At 62.7% G+C, this 17,879-nt stretch carries 17 protein-coding genes and 1 pseudogene; 7 read left to right on the forward strand and 11 right to left on the reverse strand.

Annotation, left to right across the window (positions count from 1 at the left end):
- Positions 1 to 68: 68 nt before the first annotated feature.
- Positions 69 to 740, forward strand: coding sequence for an O-methyltransferase (locus tag EOW68_RS02705; RefSeq protein WP_128223637.1), 672 nt, complete (start codon positions 69 to 71; stop codon positions 738 to 740).
- 368 nt (positions 741 to 1,108) lie between these two features.
- On the opposite strand, the gene EOW68_RS02710 is transcribed toward EOW68_RS02705, so the two are convergent.
- The 3 genes from EOW68_RS02710 to pyrG are packed head-to-tail and all read right to left on the reverse strand — an operon-like array spanning position 1,109 to position 4,011.
- Positions 1,109 to 1,429, reverse strand: coding sequence for a DUF7126 family protein (locus EOW68_RS02710; protein ID WP_128223638.1), 321 nt, complete (start codon positions 1,427 to 1,429; stop codon positions 1,109 to 1,111).
- Between the two features lie 33 nt (positions 1,430 to 1,462).
- The gene (guaA, locus tag EOW68_RS02715; RefSeq protein ID WP_128223639.1) at positions 1,463 to 2,380 is read right to left on the reverse strand and encodes a glutamine-hydrolyzing GMP synthase; all 918 of its coding nucleotides are present in this window, start codon (positions 2,378 to 2,380) and stop codon (positions 1,463 to 1,465) included.
- A complete protein-coding gene (gene pyrG / locus EOW68_RS02720) occupies positions 2,380 to 4,011 on the reverse strand; it encodes a glutamine hydrolyzing CTP synthase (protein WP_128223640.1) in 1,632 nt (543 codons plus the stop codon). Before pyrG ends, guaA begins: the two co-directional genes overlap by 1 nt.
- A gap of 356 nt (positions 4,012 to 4,367) precedes the next feature.
- Between pyrG and EOW68_RS02725 the strand changes: the two genes are divergently transcribed.
- Positions 4,368 to 5,564 carry an MFS transporter gene (locus EOW68_RS02725; RefSeq protein WP_128223641.1) on the forward strand — a complete coding sequence of 399 codons (1,197 nt, stop codon included), beginning with the start codon at positions 4,368 to 4,370 and terminating at the stop codon, positions 5,562 to 5,564.
- On the opposite strand, the gene EOW68_RS02730 is transcribed toward EOW68_RS02725, so the two are convergent.
- The gene (locus EOW68_RS02730; RefSeq protein WP_128223642.1) at positions 5,551 to 6,516 is read right to left on the reverse strand and encodes an NADPH:quinone reductase; all 966 of its coding nucleotides are present in this window, start codon (positions 6,514 to 6,516) and stop codon (positions 5,551 to 5,553) included. The two genes, EOW68_RS02725 and EOW68_RS02730, sit on opposite strands and share 14 nt — an antisense overlap.
- Positions 6,517 to 6,559: 43 nt before the next feature.
- Positions 6,560 to 7,157 (reverse strand): annotated as a pseudogene (locus EOW68_RS02735) (alpha/beta hydrolase).
- A 56-nt stretch (positions 7,158 to 7,213) separates the two neighbouring features.
- Between EOW68_RS02735 and EOW68_RS02740 the strand changes: the two are divergent.
- Positions 7,214 to 8,050 (forward strand): PspA/IM30 family protein, encoded by an 837-nt coding sequence (locus tag EOW68_RS02740; protein ID WP_128223643.1) that lies wholly within the window; start codon positions 7,214 to 7,216, stop codon positions 8,048 to 8,050.
- Positions 8,051 to 8,147: 97 nt separating this feature from the next.
- On the opposite strand, the gene EOW68_RS02745 is transcribed toward EOW68_RS02740, so the two are convergent.
- Both EOW68_RS02745 and EOW68_RS02750 read right to left on the reverse strand, forming a co-directional pair.
- Positions 8,148 to 8,879: a ParA family protein gene (locus tag EOW68_RS02745; protein ID WP_128223644.1), complete on the reverse strand. Its 732-nt coding sequence runs from the start codon at positions 8,877 to 8,879 to the stop codon at positions 8,148 to 8,150.
- A 74-nt stretch (positions 8,880 to 8,953) separates the two neighbouring features.
- Complete coding sequence (locus EOW68_RS02750; RefSeq protein WP_128223645.1) at positions 8,954 to 9,376, reverse strand: HIT family protein; 423 nt, start codon at positions 9,374 to 9,376, stop codon at positions 8,954 to 8,956.
- 120 nt (positions 9,377 to 9,496) lie between these two features.
- Here EOW68_RS02750 and EOW68_RS02755 point away from each other — a divergent pair, with 120 nt between their 5' ends.
- Both EOW68_RS02755 and EOW68_RS02760 read left to right on the forward strand, forming a co-directional pair.
- Entirely contained in the window at positions 9,497 to 10,237 is a 741-nt protein-coding gene (locus tag EOW68_RS02755; protein ID WP_128223646.1) for a DUF429 domain-containing protein, read from the forward strand.
- Positions 10,238 to 10,313: 76 nt separating this feature from the next.
- Complete coding sequence (locus EOW68_RS02760) at positions 10,314 to 11,015, forward strand: SDR family NAD(P)-dependent oxidoreductase (protein WP_128223647.1); 702 nt, start codon at positions 10,314 to 10,316, stop codon at positions 11,013 to 11,015.
- Here the strand turns inward: EOW68_RS02760 and EOW68_RS02765 are convergent, their stop codons facing one another.
- Complete coding sequence (locus tag EOW68_RS02765; RefSeq protein WP_128223648.1) at positions 11,016 to 11,423, reverse strand: CoA-binding protein; 408 nt, start codon at positions 11,421 to 11,423, stop codon at positions 11,016 to 11,018.
- Between the two features lie 130 nt (positions 11,424 to 11,553).
- Here EOW68_RS02765 and EOW68_RS02770 point away from each other — a divergent pair, with 130 nt between their 5' ends.
- A complete protein-coding gene (locus EOW68_RS02770) occupies positions 11,554 to 12,519 on the forward strand; it encodes a C-terminal binding protein (protein WP_128223649.1) in 966 nt (321 codons plus the stop codon).
- On the opposite strand, the gene EOW68_RS02775 is transcribed toward EOW68_RS02770, so the two are convergent.
- From EOW68_RS02775 to EOW68_RS02785, 3 genes are read right to left on the reverse strand one after another with little or no spacing between them, the layout of a single operon-like run.
- Positions 12,520 to 12,801, reverse strand: a complete 282-nt coding sequence (locus EOW68_RS02775; protein WP_128223650.1) for a ubiquitin-like small modifier protein 1 — start codon at positions 12,799 to 12,801, stop codon at positions 12,520 to 12,522.
- Between the two features lie 32 nt (positions 12,802 to 12,833).
- The gene (locus EOW68_RS02780) at positions 12,834 to 15,053 is read right to left on the reverse strand and encodes a DUF8167 domain-containing protein (protein WP_128223651.1); all 2,220 of its coding nucleotides are present in this window, start codon (positions 15,051 to 15,053) and stop codon (positions 12,834 to 12,836) included.
- A gap of 43 nt (positions 15,054 to 15,096) precedes the next feature.
- Positions 15,097 to 16,329, reverse strand: a complete 1,233-nt coding sequence (locus tag EOW68_RS02785) for a potassium channel family protein (protein WP_128223652.1) — start codon at positions 16,327 to 16,329, stop codon at positions 15,097 to 15,099.
- 180 nt (positions 16,330 to 16,509) lie between these two features.
- Between EOW68_RS02785 and EOW68_RS02790 the strand changes: the two genes are divergently transcribed.
- On the forward strand, positions 16,510 to 17,616 hold the full coding sequence (locus EOW68_RS02790; RefSeq protein WP_128223653.1) for an ATP-binding protein: 1,107 nt from the start codon (positions 16,510 to 16,512) through the stop codon (positions 17,614 to 17,616).
- Positions 17,617 to 17,879 lie beyond the last annotated feature (263 nt).

A 17,879-nucleotide genomic window follows, 5' to 3' on the forward strand; every position in this document is an offset into this window, starting at 1 on the left:
CCCGGTACAGAAATCGGTTTGGGAGGCTTACCGCCACAGTTAGGCGTTTCGTACACAAACAAAATCGCATGTCCGAAGATGTCGTTCCCGAGGCGGTCGTCGAACTGGCGGGGCTGATCGGCCCCGAGCGAGACGAGATCATCGTGGAGATGGATGCTCGCGCGGACAGGGAGGGGTTCCCGACCGTCGGGCCGGAAGTCGGCGCGTGGCTCTCCGTCGTCGCCCGCCTGACCGACGCCGAGCGGATCTTCGAGTTCGGCTCCGGCTTTGGCTACTCGGCGTACTGGTTCGCGCGTGGGATCGATCCCGACGGACGGATCGTCCTCACCGAGATCGACGCCGACGAACTCGACTCGGCCAGGGAGTACTTCGAGCGTGCTGGGATCGCCGACCGCGCCGCATTCGAACACGGCGACGCTATCGACATCGTCGACGAGTACGACGGTCCGTTCGATATCGTCCTGATCGACAACGAGAAACAGCGCTACGTGGAGGCGCTTCAGGCTGTCGAGGGGAGGCTCCGACCTGGGAGTGTGGTGCTCGCGGACAACGCCATCACCGCGGGAATCATCGACCGGGACGACGTAATTGCGCTGACTGACGGGCAGGCGGTTCCAGACGCGACCGACGCGAGCCGAGGAATTGCCGAGTATCTGCGGTACGTGCGTGACCGTGACGACCTCGAAACGGCACTGCTCCCGCTCGGTGAGGGTGTTGCTGTGAGTGTTGTTACTGAGTAGAAGGTCTTCGAGTCGTCTGTTTTTGTGGTTTAGTTCGAAGTGACCACCCGATTACTGATCCGAACAGCAAGAAAGCCCCCGGTTGCTCGCAGGCTGCGACTCGCTGTGCGCGCTCCCTACGGTCGCGTGCTTACTTCGTCTCGCTCTGCGAGCAACCGGCCCCTTTCAGTCCCGCCCGATGTGGCTTTACAGGCTGGGCGGGACTGAAAGGGGCGAGCCTGTCGACGAAGGCGGACGCAGCAAGCACCCACTGGAGCGCAGCAAGTCCCCCGACTCGACAGCCTCGGGGCTTTCTTGCTGTTTTGAACGGTTTGGAACACTCTCTTATCCGATTCTTCAAAACAAACGCCTCCAACCACTACACAAACTCAGCTATCCAGTTCAGCCGCAACGTCGGCCGGATCGAACAGCTCCGGGTCCAGCGAAAGATCGGTCTGCCGGCTGGCGTAATCCGGAAGCGAGCCGTCGGAGTAGATGAGAACCTTCAGATCCGAGTTGAGATCTTTCGCGACCGAGATGGAGGTCGCCTGTTGCATCTCCGTGAGGACGTACGTCTCCACGTCGAGGATGCCTGCCTCTTCGAGTGCTGGCCGGTTCGCGATATCGACGCGGACGACCTCGTAGCCCTCTGTTTCGATCGCATCACCGAGTCCGTGGGGATCTTCACCAGCGACGATTACCGTGCTCATCTGTTGTCTCCGTGAGTTCTTTCGATGTTCATCTTACTCGTACTCGATCGTTGCCGGCGGCTTGTGTGTCACGTCGTAGAGGACACGCGAGACGTTCTCGTTTTCGCCGGTGATCCGCGACTGGATGCGCTGGAGTGTCTCCCAGTCGATCTCCTGGGCGCGGGCTGTCATCCCGTCGCGCGATTCGACCGAGCGCACGGCGACGACCCAGCCGTGGACGCGGTTGTCGCCTTTCACGCCCGTCGCCTTGCCGATCACGGCGGCCAGTGCCTGCCACGGATCGTGCTCTTCGAGTTCCTCCTCGACGACGTGGTTGGCCTCGCGTGCGACTTCCAGTTTCTCCTCGGTGACCTCACCGAGAATCCGGACAGCCAGCCCCGGCCCCGGGAACGGCATCCGCTCGGCGACGATCTCGTCGAGATCGAGTTCGCGTGCGACCTCGCGGACCTCGTCTTTGTACAGATCCCGCATCGGTTCGACGATGCCGTCGAAGTCGATCCGCTCTGGCAGGCCACCGACGTTGTGATGGGATTTGATCGTCCCCTCGCTTTCGATCCTGTCCGGGTAGATCGTCCCCTGCACGAGGAAGTCGGCGTCGACCTCGCGGGCGACCGTCTCGAACTCGCGGATGAACTGCTCACCGATCGCGTGTCGTTTCTCCTCCGGATCTGTGACGCCTTCGAGGGAATCGAGGAAGCGATCCTTCGCGTCGATGATCTGCAACGAGTCCATGTAGCTGAACGTCTCGCGGATCTGGTCGGTCTCGCCTTTCCGCATCAGCCCCGTATCCACGTAGACGGGTGTGAGCTGATCGCCGATGGCGTCGTAAGCCAGCGCCGCCGCCGTCGAGGAGTCGACACCCCCCGAGAGGGCGATCACAGCGTTTGCGTCGCCGACTTCGCTTACGATCTCGTCGATTTTCTCCTCGATGAATTCGTCGACGTCGACCATCAGTGCTCACCTCCTGTGCCCGAGAGCACACCATCCAGAAACCCGACGAAGGGTGGACTCGCCCGGGTCGGCCGGGAGCGAAACTCCGGATGGAACTGCGTCCCGAAGAAGTACGGGTGATCCGGCAGTTCCAGAATCTCCATCCGTCGGCCGGAAATACCGGAAAAGATCAGTCCGGCCGCCTCCAGATCGTCGATGTAGTCGGGGTTGACCTCGTAGCGGTGGCGGTGTCGCTCGGTACAGGTCGTCTCCTCGTAGAGTTCGTGTGCGACCGTTCCGGGTTCGATCTCCGTGACGTGCGTGCCCAGGCGCATCGTCCCACCCATGTCGTCGAGATCTTTCTGCTCCGGTAGCAGATCGATCACTGGGTAGGGCGTCTCCTCGTCGAGTTCGGCGGAGTGAGCCCCTTCGAGGCCGAGTACGTTCCGGGCGTACTCGACGACGGCCATCTGGAATCCGAGACAGAGCCCGAGGAACGGAACGTCGTTCTCTCTGGCGTATCTGATCGCTTCGATCTTCCCTTCGGTCCCACGGGAGCCAAAGCCGCCGGGGACGACGATCCCATCCATGTCGTCGAGTGCGCCGTCTGCTCCGTCGGCGAGGTTCTCCGAGTGGATCCACTTGCGTTCGACGTTGACACGTTTTTCGAGTCCGGCGTGTTTGAGCGCCTCGTGGATCGAGATGTAGGCGTCTTCGAGCCCGTACTTGCCGACGAGCCCGATCTTGACGGTGCCTTCCTTGTCGCGGGTCACGAGGTCGCGCCACTCCCTATTCCGTTCGCCCTTTGGCAGCGCCTCGTCTGCGAGATCGAGTCGCTCCATGACGTACTCGTCGAGCCCCTCGTCCTCGATCATCAGCGGGACGTGGTAGATATCGTCGACGTCGGGATTCGAGAAGACGGCATCCCGGGGGACGTCACAGAACAGTGCGATCTTTTCGCGGGTCTCCGCATCGAGTGGATCCGAACAGCGGCCGACGAGAATGTCCGGCTGGAGTCCGATCGAGCGCAGTTCCTTCACGCTGTGCTGGGTCGGTTTGGTCTTCTGTTCGCCGTTTTTCGAGTAGGGGACGAGCGTGACGTGTGTAAAGAGAATATCCTCGTCGTCTTGCTCGTGGGCGAACTGTCGGAGCGCTTCGAGGTAGGGCATCCCCTCGATGTCGCCGACGGTGCCGCCGACTTCGACGATGCAGACGTCGCTGCCGGCGGCGGCCTCGCGGACCCGGCGTTTGATGTCGTCGGTGATGTGCGGGATGATCTGGACCGTCTTGCCGAGGTAGTCCCCGGCGCGTTCTTTCTCGATGACGTGCTGGTAGACCTTCCCGGTGGTGACGTTGTGGTCGAAGGTCATGTCGATATCGAGGAAGCGCTCGTAGTTGCCCAGATCGAGATCTACTTCGCCCCCGTCTTTGAGGACGTACACTTCTCCGTGCTGGAAGGGGTTCATCGTCCCTGCGTCGACGTTGAGATACGGGTCGATCTTGACCGCAGTGACATCGAACCCGGCGTTGGCGAGCAGGCGTCCGGTGGACGCGGCAGTAATGCCTTTGCCCAGTCCGGACATCACACCGCCAGTGACGAAAATGAACTTCCGTCCCAGACTCGGATCGTAGCCTGTGTCTGTTTCCGGCATACTGACCGTCTGCTTGGGATCCTCAAAACCGTTACGAACCACCTTTTTCCCGCGGGGGTTCCGGGGGAACCCCGCGCGGCAAAAATCTGGACCAAAAAACTCGACGCTCGGCAAAGCCTCGCGTCGAGGCGTCTCGCGAGCGACCGGAGGGGGCGAGTGCGAACTTGTCAGAGCTTGCTCTGACGGTGGTGAGCGGACCCCTGGTCCGCGAGCCCTGTCACCGCTTGCGGTGACAGTGAACCGCGTCCGGCGCGGATGCTGACCGCCAACCACAACGACATCTCTGCTCTCTTCACCGACCGACGTAATCACAGAAACCACAACCGTATTGATCGCACCTCCGTGAGTACCCTGCAATGGCTGACTCGGGGACGCGTGCGACGCTGTGGGTCATCCTGGCCTCGGCGACGCTGACGGTGATGGCCGGCGCGATCCTCGGTCCGATCGTCCCGGCGATCCAGTCGAGTCTCGGTGTCTCCGAATCGCTCGCCGGGCTCATCATCACCACCCACGGGCTGCTCATCGTCGTCGTCAGCCCCGTCGCAGGTGCGATAATCGACCGTGTCGGGCCGCGGCGACCCTTCATCCTCGGACTCACGCTGTATGCGGTCGGTGGCGGTGCAGGTGTCGTGATCGACTCCTTCGGTCCGCTACTCGCATCGCGGGCGGTCCTCGGCGTGGGTGTCGCCTTCGTCTACACCGGAATAACCGTCCTCATCTACGATCTCTACTCGGGTCAGCAGATGGATCGTGCGCTCGGACTGCGCTCCAGTGCGAACAGCCTCGGCGCGGTCACCTGGCCGCTGGTCGGTGGTGCGCTGGGAACACTCTCCTGGCAGGCACCCTTCGCCGTCTATCTGGTTGCGCTCCCGCTGGGCGTCCTCGCCGTACTGACCGTCCCCGAAACAGGACGCGGCCAGCACAGCGAGAATGAAACAGATGGGGAGTCGGGACTCTCCGGTGTCGTCGCCGTCTTCCGCCGCCGTCCAGCGCTGCTGTCGATCTATCTGCTGTATTTCGGCGCAAACGCACTCCTGTACAGCATCGTCGTCTTCTACCCCCAGCTTCTCGACGGGCTGGGGATCACCTCCTCGTTTCTGATCAGCCTCTATCTCGCCGCCAACGGCGGCGCGGGTGGGATCTCGGCTGCGCTGTACGACCGCCTCGTCGCACGGATCAGCAAACATGCCCTCGTCGCCGTCGCCCTCGGACTGTGGATCGTCGCCTTCGCAGGTGCGACCGTCGCAACGTCGGCACTGACGGCGATCCCGTCGGTCGTCGCCTTCGGTCTCGGTCTCGGACTCGTCTTCCCCTCCTCCTTTGCCTGGATCGAGGCGCTCGCACCCGTCGATCGACAGGGGCAGTTTAGCTCCTATCTCGCCTCCGCTGGCTACACGGGCCAGTTCCTCTCGCCGGTGCTTTTCGGCCCGCTGGTTCCCGCCTTCGGCGTCCGTGGCGTCTTCGGCGCGGCGGCGGTTGTCTCCGGGGCTTCCCTGCTCGCGCTCGGGATGGTGCTCGGGCGGCGGCCAGAAACAGCTGTCAGGGCTCGATGACGAGTTTGCCCATGAAGCTATCCTCCATCACCGCGCGCTGTGCCTCGCCGGCCTCGTCGAGATCGTAGCTGCGTGCAACCTCGATCGAGAGTTCTCCTTGCTCCATCAGATGGGCAATCCCCCGAAGTGGTACCCGGAGATCCGGCGTATTGAACATACTCATGAACTGGTAGCACACGTCTTTCGCGCGCGCCCCGGGGCTGTTGGTAAAGCCCGGATCGGGGTCGTTTTCGCCGATGCCGACGACCCGCGCACTCTCTGCAGCCACCTCGGCGTCGAACTGCAGGTAGTCGTCGAGGCGGTGATCCAGGATTACGTCGACACCGCCGTCGGATGCATCGAGAACAGCATCCGCGAGATCGTCCCGGGAGTAATCGAGCACCGTCTCGGCTCCCAGCTCCGAGAGCGTGTCGTGGTAGTCGGCGGAGCCGGTCGTGAGCACGCGTGCGCTGACCGCGTCTGCGATCTGGACTGCCGCGTGGCCGACGCCACCCGATCCGCCGTGGATCAGACAGTACTCCGCCGGATCGAGGTTGGCGTGGTCGATCAGCGCTCGCCAGGCCGTGCCGGCGACGACACCTGCACCACCTGCCTCTGTCAGATCGACGCCGTCCGGGAGTTCGACGATCCGGTCTTCGGGAACCGTCGCGTACTCGGCGTAGGATCCCTGGAACGTACCGTTGCCGATGCCAGTGCCGAAGACGCGGTCACCCGCTTCGAACCGTTCGACGAACTCGCCGACCGCGGCGACGGTGCCAGCGATATCTACCCCCGGCGTGAACGGCAGTCCTGCTGGTGTGTACGAGCCGTCCCGGAAGTACGTATCGACGGGGTTGACGCCCGCAGCCGCGACTTCGACGAGAATCTCGTGTCCACCGGGTTCGGGCCGGTCGACGTCTGTTACCCCCAGTACCTCTGTCCCACCGTGTTCGGAGAGTCTGACTGCGCGCATACCTCCTGTAACACGCGTCGACCATTTAGGAGTGTCCGCCTGGCTATCGAATCTGTGTCCGGAGAAACGAGACCACAGTTTCGGCGACCCGCTCTCGCTGTGAGACGAAAAAGTGGTCTGGCCGGGAGTGATTCGACCTCGTACCCGAGTTCCCGTGCGCGTTCGACGATCGGCTGCCACGTCGCGGTGTCGTCCCGTTCGCCGTAGACGATCTGGACTGGCACCGGAATCGAGTCGAGCGCGGCCACCACGTCGAGTTCCTCGATCTTCGATGCGGGTGCCAGTGTGGAGACTGCCGCTGGCGTGGGGCCGTCCTCGGACGCGGCAGCAGACAGCGCAACCCCGCCGCCGAAGCTGTAGCCGAAGAGCCCGACCTGCTCGTAGTTCTCCTCGGCCCACGCCAGCGCGGTCAGCGCGTCGGTGCGCTCGCCGATTCCCTCGTCCCAGGCCCCGTAATCGAATCGGAGGCAGTCGATCCCGGCTGCACTGAGTGCGTCACTGACAGCGCGCAGCCGACTGTCGTGTCGATCGCCCCCCAGCTGGGGGTGTGGTGGACAGGCGACGACGACGCGGTCGCTTTCGCCCCCGTCGAGGCTCACACGCACATCTCGCGCTCCCGCCAATCGTCGTGGCTGGTTCATGCTGGTTGCTAAACAGATGTAAGAATTTTAAGTTTCGCCGGTGCGTGGTAGTTTTTATGGGAATACTCTCGCGTACGTCGTACATTATCAGATCGAAGCTCAACTCGCTGCTCAACAGGGCCGAGGACCCAAACGAACAGCTTGACTACTCCTACGAGCAGATGCGGGACAGGCTCCAGAACGTCAAAAAGGGAATCGCCGATCTCACCACCCAGAAAAAGCGCCTGGAGATTCAGAAACGCCGACTGGAGGAAAACGTCGAGCGCCACAACGAACAGGCCAGACAGGCGGTCGAACAGGATCGTGACGACCTCGCACGGCGTGCGCTGGAAAAGAAAAAACAGAAGATGAACCAGATCGATTCGATGGAGACCCAGATCGCGGATCTCGAACAGAAACAGGACAATCTCATCGACCAGAAAGACGAACTCCAGCAACAGATCGAGCAGTTCCGGACGAAAAAGGAGACGATGAAAGCGCGGTACAAGGCTGCAGAGGCACAGACGCGTGTCAGCGAGGCCGTGACGGGTGCCGGCGACGAGATGGAAGATGTCTCCCGCCAGATCGAGCGCGCGGAGGAACGCACCGAGGAGATGGAGGCCCGCTCTGCGGCGCTCGACGAACTCCGGGAAAGCGGCGCGCTCGAAGACAGCCTCTCCGACAAGAGTTCGCTCGACCGCGAACTGGAAGACCTCGCAACCGAGGGCGCAGTCGACCGGGAACTGGATACGCTCAAAGCCGAGATGGGGAAAGGTGAGACGAGTACCGATGCGGACGCCGATGTTGCGACCGAGGATATCGAGACTGAAGACGCCCAGCTCGACGATGTCGAAGCGGTTCCCGATTCGGACGTCGAAGCCGAACTTGACGAACTGAAAGAAGAGGAAAAATAAATTTCGCGAGAGTTTTCATACTGCCGGCTGTACATTCGTAAAGATATGCGCCACCCCGGGGGTGGCACAATTCTTCAGTTTCTTACAGCCGGCAGTATCAGGAATCCAGCAGGCCAGCAAACCGACCGCTGTCTGGGATCTCTATCTCCGGTGTGACGCCGAGTACCGCTTCGATCAGCTCGATAACTGCCGGCGTGAACTGCTCGTCTGCGGGCACTGCGGAGGGACACTCTCGTGGATCCGTCGTCTCGACTTCTGGAATGTGTACGTCGGCATCGAGTGTGCCATCGGATCGGTTCGCGATCACCGTCGGCTCCGATACGCCGATGTCCGCGAGCCGTTCACGGGCGAGTGCCAGCCCATCCCGACCACGGACGCTGTCGGGGGTGACGACTGCGACCTGATCCGCGGCGTTGACCGCGGCGACTGCCTGGTTGCCCCCGATCGGTGGCGTGTCGATCAGGACGACGTCGTGGGAGAGTGCGGCTGCCGCGAGCTGCTGTTCGAGTTGCTTCGCGCCGCCGGCCGTCTTCGCGCGTGCGAGTCGCTCGAACGGCGCCGACGCCGCACAGATTGAGAGTGTCCCCGGGAGCTCTGTCGGCTGTTCGACGAGCGCGCTGTCGAGGGTCGCCGCCCCCGTCAGCAGCGCCGTGATATCTGCCTGGATCTCGGTTTCGGCGTACGACGCGAGTCCCTGTGTCTGGACGGCTGCATCGAAGATAGCGACGTCGCGACCGGCGCTCGCGAGAACACCGGCCGTCTCGACGGTCAGCCGGGTGGTGCCCGCCCCGCCAGTCGCGCCGACGAGCGCTGCGATCTGTGTCGACATATCCGTCTCTGCTGCGTCTCCTTATAAAAAAGTACGTGATCTGTGACGGCTGCTGATGCAGCAGCTCCGCCGGTCTACTGATTGTTCCGGATCCTTGCAGCGATCTCTTCCATCTCCTCGTCGGAGAGGTCGGCTCCCCTGAACAGGGTGTGGATCGGCCGCGAGTCGTCGTCTTCGAACTGCGGGATGACGTGCAGGTGGACGTGGGGCACTTCCTGTCCGGCTTCCTCGCCGTTGTTGATGGCGAGGGTCGTCGCCGGTGCGTCGACGGCCGCCTCGACGGCCGAGGCGACCTCGCCTGCCACGCTGAACACCGTACCGATCAACTCTGGCGGCATGTCGTTGAGTCGCTCGTAGGGCTCTTTCGGGATCACGAGCGTGTGTCCCGGTGCGAGGGGGTTCGCATCCAGGAAGGCGTAGGTCTGTTCGTCCTCGTAGATCGTGTAACTCGGTATTTCGCCGGCGACAATCTGCTCGAAGATGGTTTTCTCACTCATATCAGGAGGATCGGCTGCCGACCAAATGAAGATTACTCTACAGTCGGCCCGCTCCCTGATTCGTCGCTGGATCGACAGACGGGATGGGAATTTTTCACTACAGAAACCCAACGATTGGTCATGGAAAACATGTTCGTCGGTGTCGACAGAGGTCGGGACGCCTGGCTCGCGGTCGCGTTCGACACCGACGGCTACGATCACAGCCGTGTGTTCGACGAAATCGGCGAACTCTGGAGCTCCTACGAGGAGACAGCAGCACTCATCCTCGTCGATATGCCGATCGGGCTCGTCGAGAGCGGGACGAGTGGCCGCCGCTGTGACGAACTCGCCCGATCTGTGCTCGGCCCCCGGCGACAGTCGATTTTCACACCGCCTGTTCGCGAGGCGACGCGGAAGCGCCGGTATCCCGCCGCCAAGCGGGTCAACGAGCGCAAGTCGGACGCCAGCCTCTCGAAGCAGGCCTTCGCGATCAGCGATCAGATCGCCGCCGTCGACGATCTCCTCCGCAACGTCCCCGAGGCGCGGGCCACTTTCCGCGAATCCCACCCCGAGGTCTGTTTCCGCGCCTTCGCCGGGGAGCCACTCCAGCACTCCAAGAAGACGGCAGGCGGGTACGCCGAGCGGATGCGGACGCTCGCGGGTCACGACGCCGACGCGCCGCCAGTCGTCCAGGCTGTCGCGGAATCGACTGGCGGGACGGAGGTGACCGTCGACGACGTGCTCGATGCGGTGGTGCTCGCGTACACTGCACAGCCTGGCTGGGGATCCCTTCGGTCGCTGCCACCCGAGCCACCGACCGATCCGAAAGGGCTCCCGGTGGAGATCGTCTACCGCTCCGAAACGTCACTCGTCGACGTGTAGCCCGCCGATCCGACCCGGCGCACAGTTCTCCCCGCTGGTACCGAGGATTATGTGGGTTCCACACAAAGGACGAGCTATGACACGGACAGCAGTCATCGCTGGTGTTGGCCCGGGACTCGGTGAGTCACTCGCTCGCAAATTCGTCGCGGAGGGCTGTCAGGTCGCGCTGTTTGCCCGCTCGGCGACCTATCTCGAAGAGCTCGCGGCCGACCTCGGCGCGAATGCCATCGCCGTCCCGACCGATATCACCGACGAGCAACGCGTCGAAGCGGCCTTCGAGACCGTCCGCGAGGAGTTCGGGCCGGTCGACGTGCTGGTCAACCACGCCAGCGGCGGGGCCTGGAAAGGCGTCGAAGCGATCGCACCCGAGGAGTTCGAGCAGGCCTGGCGCGTCTCCGCCTACGGTGCCCTGCTGTGCTCACAGCAGGCGATCGCCGACATGCGCGACGGCGACGGCGGGACGATCATCTTCACCGGTGCAACCTCGGCAGTCCGTGGGCGCGGGGGTGCCGTCGGCTTCAGCGGTGCCAAGTTCGCCGTCCGCGGGATGGCCGAATCGATGGCCCGCGAACTGGGGCCAGCGGGGATCCACGTCGCCCACGTCGTCATCGATGGCCAGATCGGGACACCGCAGGTCCTGGAGTCGAACCCGGACCGCGAGGAAGAGACGTTTCTCGATCCCGACGATATCGCAGACTCCTACTGGCATCTCGTCGAACAGAACAGATCCGCGTGGACGCTCGAACTCGATCTCCGCCCCCACGTCGAGGAGTTCTGATCACATCAGGCGCATGTGTTCGGGTTTCATACAGCGATCCTGGACGACACGCAGGCCAGCAGATTCGGCTCGCTCGACGGCCTCGTCGTCGTGGATTCCCAGTTGCAGCCAGAGGGTGTTGACCCCGCCTCGTTCGAGAATCTCGTCGACGATGTCGCTTACCTCCTCGCTGGGTCGGAATACGTCGACGATGTCGATATCGCCCGGAACGTCCGCCAGTGAATCGTAGGCGTCCGTACCCAGTACTTCGTCGGCGTACGGGTTGACCGGGATGATCTCGTAGCCCTGTCTGTCCAGATACGACGGGATATCGTGTGCGTCTTTCCCTGGCGTCGTCGAACAGCCGACGACAGCAACGCGTTCTTGCTCCAGAATCGATCGCAGTTCGTCGTCGTCGTTGACTGGCATATCTGGCTGTAGGATATAGCCAGCAAAATAGCTGTTGTGACCCTGATAAACTCGTTGATTCAGACAGCTGCTCCCATCTACTGATAATCGCTCAGCCTATTCATTAGGAGCCGACTACTACCGATACATAATGGTAGATGTAGTTACGAATGGTGACCCCCGGATTCGTACCGAGACACTCGAATCTATTCTCGGTTCGGATCACACTGTCCGTTCGACTGATCTTTCGACCACCGATCGAGTTATCGAGGCTGCGGCCGACGCGTACGCCCTTATTGTCGACGTGAGCATCCCGGTGCCAGCCGAGGTATTCGAACAGTGTCCGGAGCTGGCAGTCGTCGCTCGCGCCGGCGCGGGTGTCGACAACATCGATATCTCTGCGGCGAACGACCACGATGTGACCGTGGTCAACGTCCCAAACTACTGTACAGAAGAGGTCTCGACACACGCCGTCTCGTTGCTTCTCGCCTCGCTCCGGCGGATGGAGGCCTACGACCGGTCGGTCGAAGTCGGCGGCTGGGACTGGACGGCGGGCCAGCCGATACAGCGACTCGGTACCCAGACTGTGGGATTCCACTCTTTCGGCGGGATTGCCCAGCGGACCGCCGAAAAGCTCGCTGGCTTCGGCTGTGATCTCGTCGCCGCCGATCCCTACGTCGATGCCGAGGAGATGGCCGAGTACGGCGTCGAGAAAGTCTCTTTCTGGGAGATGCTCGATGTGGCCGACCACATCTCGATTCACGCCCCGCTGACGGAGGAGACACACCACCTCTTCGACCGTGAGGTGTTCCAGCAGATGAGTTCGACCGGTGTGCTGGTCAACGCCGGCCGTGGGCCAATCGTCAAAGAAGAGGCACTCGCGTGGGCGCTCGATACCGGCCAGATCGCCGCTGCCGGGGTAGACGTCCTCGAAGAGGAACCACCCGAGGAGTCCCCGCTGATCGAACGCGACGACGTGCTCGTCACGCCACACTCGGCGTTTTACTCCGAGCAGTCGGTGACCGATCTCAACGAACACATGGCCACCGACATCCTGGCCGTACTCGCAGGCGAGAAACCGGACGGATACATCGACCCGGACGCGGAGTGGCTGTAGCTACCCGCCGGAAACCGGCGGAAACAGTGCCAGCTCCTCCACGTTCGAGAGGGTCGTCTCCCACCCCTCCAGCGCGCGGAACGGATCCTCGCCGTCACAGAGTACGCGGAGATGATCCTGTAGCGAGCCATCGTCGTCGAGGACCGCAGACTCCAGTTCGGGGTGTGCCACGAGCAATGCGTCGAAGGCGTCACGAAGCGTCGGCTCCTCGGCGTCGACCGAGGTTTCGATCTCGCTGTCGCCGGCGGTTTCCGAGAGTGTCGCGAACAGTTTCCACCGCATAACAGCCACTCCGTCGCCCAGCGCAAAGAGAATTACTCGTCGAGGCGCATGTCGCCGCCAGGGCTGTCGGAGATATCGTCCTCCCAGTCAGCCTCGCCGGATTCGAACTCCGCTTTCAGATCTGCGAAGGAACTCCCGCCGCCGGAGCTACCACTGTCGTCATCCTCGTCGTCTTCGTCGTCCTGGTCATCTTCGTCGGACTCCGCGTCGTCCTCGTCGGAGTCGTCGACCGTATCGAATGGCTCCTCCTCGTCTTCGAAGCCAAGCTCACCGAACTCCTCGGAGTCCTCTTCCTCGAACTCCAGATTTCCGATATCGTCGGAGACAGTGTCTCCCTCGTCGCCTCGCAGATCGTCGTCGATGTCGAGATCACCGAGTGTTCCTGCACTGTTCTCGGCGGCTGGCGACTCGTCGGGCTCGTTGTCGTCCGACTGTTCGTCCTCGAACGTGATGTCGGCCTCTTCGAGGCTGACCAGCCCGTCGTCGGACTCGTCGGCTTCGTCGGGGCTGTCAGTCGCTGCATCTGCTGGTTCGTCTTCACTACCGGGGCCACTCTCGTCGCTGAACGCGATCTCCACGTCGGGTTCGTCTGTCTCGTCGTCCGTCCTCTCCGCTGTCTCTGCCGTCTCGTTCGTGCTCTCCGCTGTCTCTATCGTCTCGTTCGTGCTCTCCGCTGTCTCGCCCCAGTCGGCCTCGCCCGAGTCGAACTCGGATTTGAGATCGTCGAAGGACGGTTCCGATCTGCCCTCGCTATCCGCACTAATTTCGGTCGATCCCTGACTGTCTTCTGCGATGGCCTCTCTCGGTTCGTCTTCCGCTTCTGTCTCCTGCTCGGTCCCAGCTGCGGCCTGGCTGTCGGTCGCCTCGAACTGGGCTTTGATCTCGTCGAAGGAGTCGGCGTCTGCTTTCCCCTGGATCGCCGAGTCGCTCTCGTCGCCGGCGGACGCGCCGTCAGTCGCCCCGTCTCCCTCGGACTGCTCGTGACTGGCTGGCAGTCCGTCTTCACCGGTCGGCTCCTCGCGTTCCGTCTCCGACTCGTCGGCGGTCGTGATTCCTTCTGCAGGTTCGCTGTCGTCGGCCGGCAGCGAACTGCTGGCCAGCGACGGATCGAGTGGCTGTGCACCACGTTCCAGTCTGCGAAGCCCGGCCGGCCGCGCGATGACGAAGAGGAGATCCCCTGGCGCGAGCCGGTAGGTCGGCTCCGGGAAGGGCACTGGCTCGCCGTCCTCGGCTCTGATCGCGGTGATCGTCAGATCGAGCGCGCCGACAGGGAGCCCGTGCAATGGGCTACCGGCCTCGACGGTGACCGAACTGAACGTCTCCTCGGCCGCCCGGAGCAGCGAGGCGAACTCGCGGTCGGGCCGGTCGTTGACCGGCAGCGTCACGAGCCGGTACCGCTGTGTCGGGTCGACTCTCGGTGTGTCCCCGGCGTCGACGGCGATCGTCACGACGTCGTCGGCGACACCGCGCAACTCACCGGTGAGCACTCGCCGCGGCGGATCACGTGTCCAGAGCTGGACGATATCACCCGTACTCGCCGAGAAGCCGGGATCTGCCCGGACGGCGACGGCGTTCGTCGCCGGCGGCAGCGTCGAACCGATGCCGGCCGCGCGGGTACCGACCGCGAGATGGGTGATTGCCCCGTTGTCGTCGAACTCGATGTCCACCGTTCCGACGGCGTAGTCGGATTTGAGCCGTTCGGTGAGCCGCTGATCGAGTTCGTCGACCGTGAGCCCGCGTGGGAAGACGAGCCGTTTGCCCGCCAGGCGCTCTTTCCTGCGCTCGGGGATCGGATCGTAGCCAGCGGCGTCGTCGATCGCCGTCGGAAGCTGGACGGCCGTAACCCGACCGACAGTCTGTGCCAGTCGGCCGACGTCGTCGGCGTCCTGTGTCGGTGACCACAGCAACACGTCAGTGCTGAAGCGGTCGCCGACGACTCTCCCGAGCGCTGCGCCGCCACCCCCGGCGAGCAACGCTGTCAGGTTGAACAGGACGATTTCGACCTCGGTCGGCTGGACATCCGACCGGATAACTTCTTCGAGGGCGGCGGTCGTCCCGAGATACAGCGCCACACCAGCAGTGCCGACGAGGATAGTCAACCACTGCGGGACGCGACTGCCCGTGTACCACCGGTAGCCGACTGCCAGCCCGCCACCGAGTACACCCGCCAGCGCTGCCAGCCCGAACAGCTGTGTCAGGATGCCTGCAGCCTGCTGGACCGTCGAAGAGATCGTGAGGGGAACTGTCAGCACTGTCGGTCACCTCCGACAGCCGGCTGTGGGATCGATAGTTCTCTCATGCGACAGTGGTTGCGAACCCCTCCAGATTCGGCCGTGTGCCGGCGGCGAACAGTTCGTCGCCGGCCTCGAGTCTCGTTTCGCCACGCGGTGCAATCAGCCAGCCGCCCGGTTTCCGCACTGCCAGCACTGCGACGTCGTGATGCTCCTGGAGGCCGGCAGTACCGAGTGTCGCCCCGTCGAGCTGGCCGTCGGCGCTGACGCCGACGCGCTGGATCTGGTGGCCGACGCGGCGAAGCATCGAGACGACCTCGTACTCCCTGTCGAGATCACGTGACTCGACGACGATCTTCGCCCCGCTCGCTTCCAGCAGCGGCTGGACGTCGGTCCGTGTGACGGCGACGGTCACCTCGCCGCGGCCACCGGTCGTCGTCGGCGCACGAACATGGCCGGGTTCGTCGCCGTCGGCCGGTTCGGCATCAGAACGCGGTTCGATCGTCGGCTCCGTCCCGCGGGCGCTCTCACTCTCGGTCTGTGCGCTGACGACCGTCCCGCGGACCTGTGCACTCGGCGTGATGACGGTCACCTCGTCGCCGCGTGCGACGCCGGTCGGGACGAGTCCCGAGACGGTCACGGCGTGGCGACCGCTCCCGACTCGTTTCGAGAGACCGGAAAACGGCGGCGCGGCGTCGACACGCGCACGCCCTCTGTCGTCGATATCCACCGAGACGCTCGCCAGATCGTAGGTCAGTTCGAGTCGGTCCTCGACTCTGCGTTCGAGTTCGTCGATCCGAAGATCGGCCGGCAGTTCGATCTCCGCGTTCCGGATCTCCTCGCGCAGCGTCGCCGGCATCGAGGGATACCCCTCGACGTCGCCGATCTCGCCGACGAAGCGGATCCGGAGCTCGCTTTCGTCCTTGGTCAGATCGGCTCTCCCTTTGTCGATCGTGGTGCCGCCGAGATCTGCAATCGAGAGCTCTCGGGGGAACTCCGCGGCCATCCTGTCACCTCTCGTGTGGGCGGACATCGACAGCCCGACCACGAGGAGGGTTGCGAGTGTTGCCCGAACCGGGCCGGCAGAGTCGACGATGGATTCGCCGACGACCGACAGGAGTCCGCCGGTCAGTGCAGCGAGGACGACTCCCAGACCGACCGCGCTCGCACGCGGGAGGGATAGTTCCTGACCGTACCGGAAGCCAAAACTCGCCGCCCAGACGCCAAGCGCCGGGATAATACCGACGAGTGCGCCGAGATAGAGGCCGAGGAGAATGTCTGTGGGCAGCGAGACCATACAGTAGATGCGAGTATGGAACGTAAAATAAGTTTCTGCGCATCTATCATACAATGAAATTTGGGGTATTTTACGGTGACTGTCGTCAGGCTTGATTCTTCGTGATCTACAGTAGAATCAATCGAGGATAAATGTGCCACTAAATATAACACAGCGCATAATCTACATTGAGACAGTAGAATGGATGACAGGGACGTCGAGGGTGGGAGCGAGAAGCTTCAGTTTCTCTCGCGTGCGGAGATAGAGGAACGCGTCCAAACCCGTACCTCCGAACTCCAGAACGTCATGGGTGCGATGGCGGATATCCTCATCAGGCTCGACGACCGGGGATCGATCACGATGGCGAGTGGGGCGCTCGAAACGGTGCTGGGGTACGATCCCGAGGAACTCGAAGGGAAACCGGTCGATATCCTGCTGGCCGAGCCGCCGTCTGACAGCCAGTCAGCCGTCTCGTCGATCGATCAGTTGCTGGAACGATTGATCAGGGACGGCCAGGTCACCGATATAGAGGTTTACTGTTCGAGGGTCGACGGGGAGACAGTCCCGATGAGTCTCTCGGCGTCGACACTGGAGGGCGAAAACGGCGTCCCGACCGGTATCGTCTGTGTCGCGAAGGATATCACCGAGCGGAAAGAAGCCGAGAAACAGGCCGAGTTCCTGCACTCCCTGTTGCGCCACGACCTGGGCAACAGATTGCAGGCCGCGAGTGGGTTTCTCGAACTGGTTACCGAACGGGACCTCGACCCAGAGGTTGCGGACTACGTCGGGCGGTCACTCGATGCCCTCTACGATATCGACGAACTCATCCACAGCGTCCGGAAACTCAAACGGATCGACGACTCGACCCCGCTGGAACCCACGAATCTCGAGGTGACGATCACCAGTGCAGTCGAGAGCTACGAGACACTGCGCGCCGAACAGGGCGTGACCATCGACACTGACCTCGACGCCGTCACCGTGCTCGCTGGCCCGCTGCTCATCGAACTGTTCACGAACCTTATCGAGAACTCCCTGTCGCACTCTAATGCCGACCTGCTCCGGATCAGTACGGACGTCGACCCCGAAACCGTGACTGTCCGGGTCGAGGACGATGGGACGGGAATTCCAGCGGAGAAACGAGATGTAATCTTCGAGCGGGGCTACTCGACGGGCAGTTCGGCGAACTCGGGGCTGGGGATGTACATCGTCCGGAAACTCGTCGAGAGCTACGACGGCGAGATCACTGTCGGCGAATCAGCGACTGGCGGTGCACGGTTCGACGTCACGCTCCAGCGAGGCCCTGACTGATACTGATTGTTCCGGTTATTTTCGTGACCGAGTCACGGATATCGATGTGTCACGGCGTGTACACAGAATTTGCGTCGCTAGAGTGGTAAAGACTCGCAACAATCACTGTGAGACGCACTTTTATTGATCACCCACATACGTCCACCTCGTGTGTGGCCTGTCGACGGTGTCGTAACCGGTGAACCGTCACTGTGTAATCGTACATGATAAATTCTCATAGACTGAAATGGAGGGAGTAATTACAATACCATCCGGTCAGTGGT

Origin of the sequence: Halovenus amylolytica (assembly GCA_004015825.1) — an archaeon.
Taxonomy (GTDB): domain Archaea; phylum Halobacteriota; class Halobacteria; order Halobacteriales; family Haloarculaceae; genus Halovenus; species Halovenus amylolytica.

Coding starts and splice junctions, on each gene's coding strand:
- EOW68_RS02755 (WP_128223646.1), top strand. CDS start 9,497: ATGGAAAACATGTTCGTCGGTGTCGACAGAGGTCGGGACGCCTGGCTC.
- EOW68_RS02765 (WP_128223648.1), bottom strand. CDS start 11,423: ATGCCAGTCAACGACGACGACGAACTGCGATCGATTCTGGAGCAAGAA.
- EOW68_RS02705 (WP_128223637.1), top strand. CDS start 69: ATGTCCGAAGATGTCGTTCCCGAGGCGGTCGTCGAACTGGCGGGGCTG.
- EOW68_RS02790 (WP_128223653.1), top strand. CDS start 16,510: ATGGATGACAGGGACGTCGAGGGTGGGAGCGAGAAGCTTCAGTTTCTC.
- EOW68_RS02760 (WP_128223647.1), top strand. CDS start 10,314: ATGACACGGACAGCAGTCATCGCTGGTGTTGGCCCGGGACTCGGTGAG.
- EOW68_RS02710 (WP_128223638.1), bottom strand. CDS start 1,429: ATGAGCACGGTAATCGTCGCTGGTGAAGATCCCCACGGACTCGGTGAT.
- EOW68_RS02785 (WP_128223652.1), bottom strand. CDS start 16,329: ATGGTCTCGCTGCCCACAGACATTCTCCTCGGCCTCTATCTCGGCGCA.
- EOW68_RS02740 (WP_128223643.1), top strand. CDS start 7,214: ATGGGAATACTCTCGCGTACGTCGTACATTATCAGATCGAAGCTCAAC.
- EOW68_RS02750 (WP_128223645.1), bottom strand. CDS start 9,376: ATGAGTGAGAAAACCATCTTCGAGCAGATTGTCGCCGGCGAAATACCG.
- EOW68_RS02770 (WP_128223649.1), top strand. CDS start 11,554: ATGGTAGATGTAGTTACGAATGGTGACCCCCGGATTCGTACCGAGACA.
- EOW68_RS02725 (WP_128223641.1), top strand. CDS start 4,368: ATGGCTGACTCGGGGACGCGTGCGACGCTGTGGGTCATCCTGGCCTCG.
- guaA (WP_128223639.1), bottom strand. CDS start 2,380: ATGGTCGACGTCGACGAATTCATCGAGGAGAAAATCGACGAGATCGTA.
- EOW68_RS02745 (WP_128223644.1), bottom strand. CDS start 8,879: ATGTCGACACAGATCGCAGCGCTCGTCGGCGCGACTGGCGGGGCGGGC.
- EOW68_RS02730 (WP_128223642.1), bottom strand. CDS start 6,516: ATGCGCGCAGTCAGACTCTCCGAACACGGTGGGACAGAGGTACTGGGG.
- pyrG (WP_128223640.1), bottom strand. CDS start 4,011: ATGCCGGAAACAGACACAGGCTACGATCCGAGTCTGGGACGGAAGTTC.
- EOW68_RS02775 (WP_128223650.1), bottom strand. CDS start 12,801: ATGCGGTGGAAACTGTTCGCGACACTCTCGGAAACCGCCGGCGACAGC.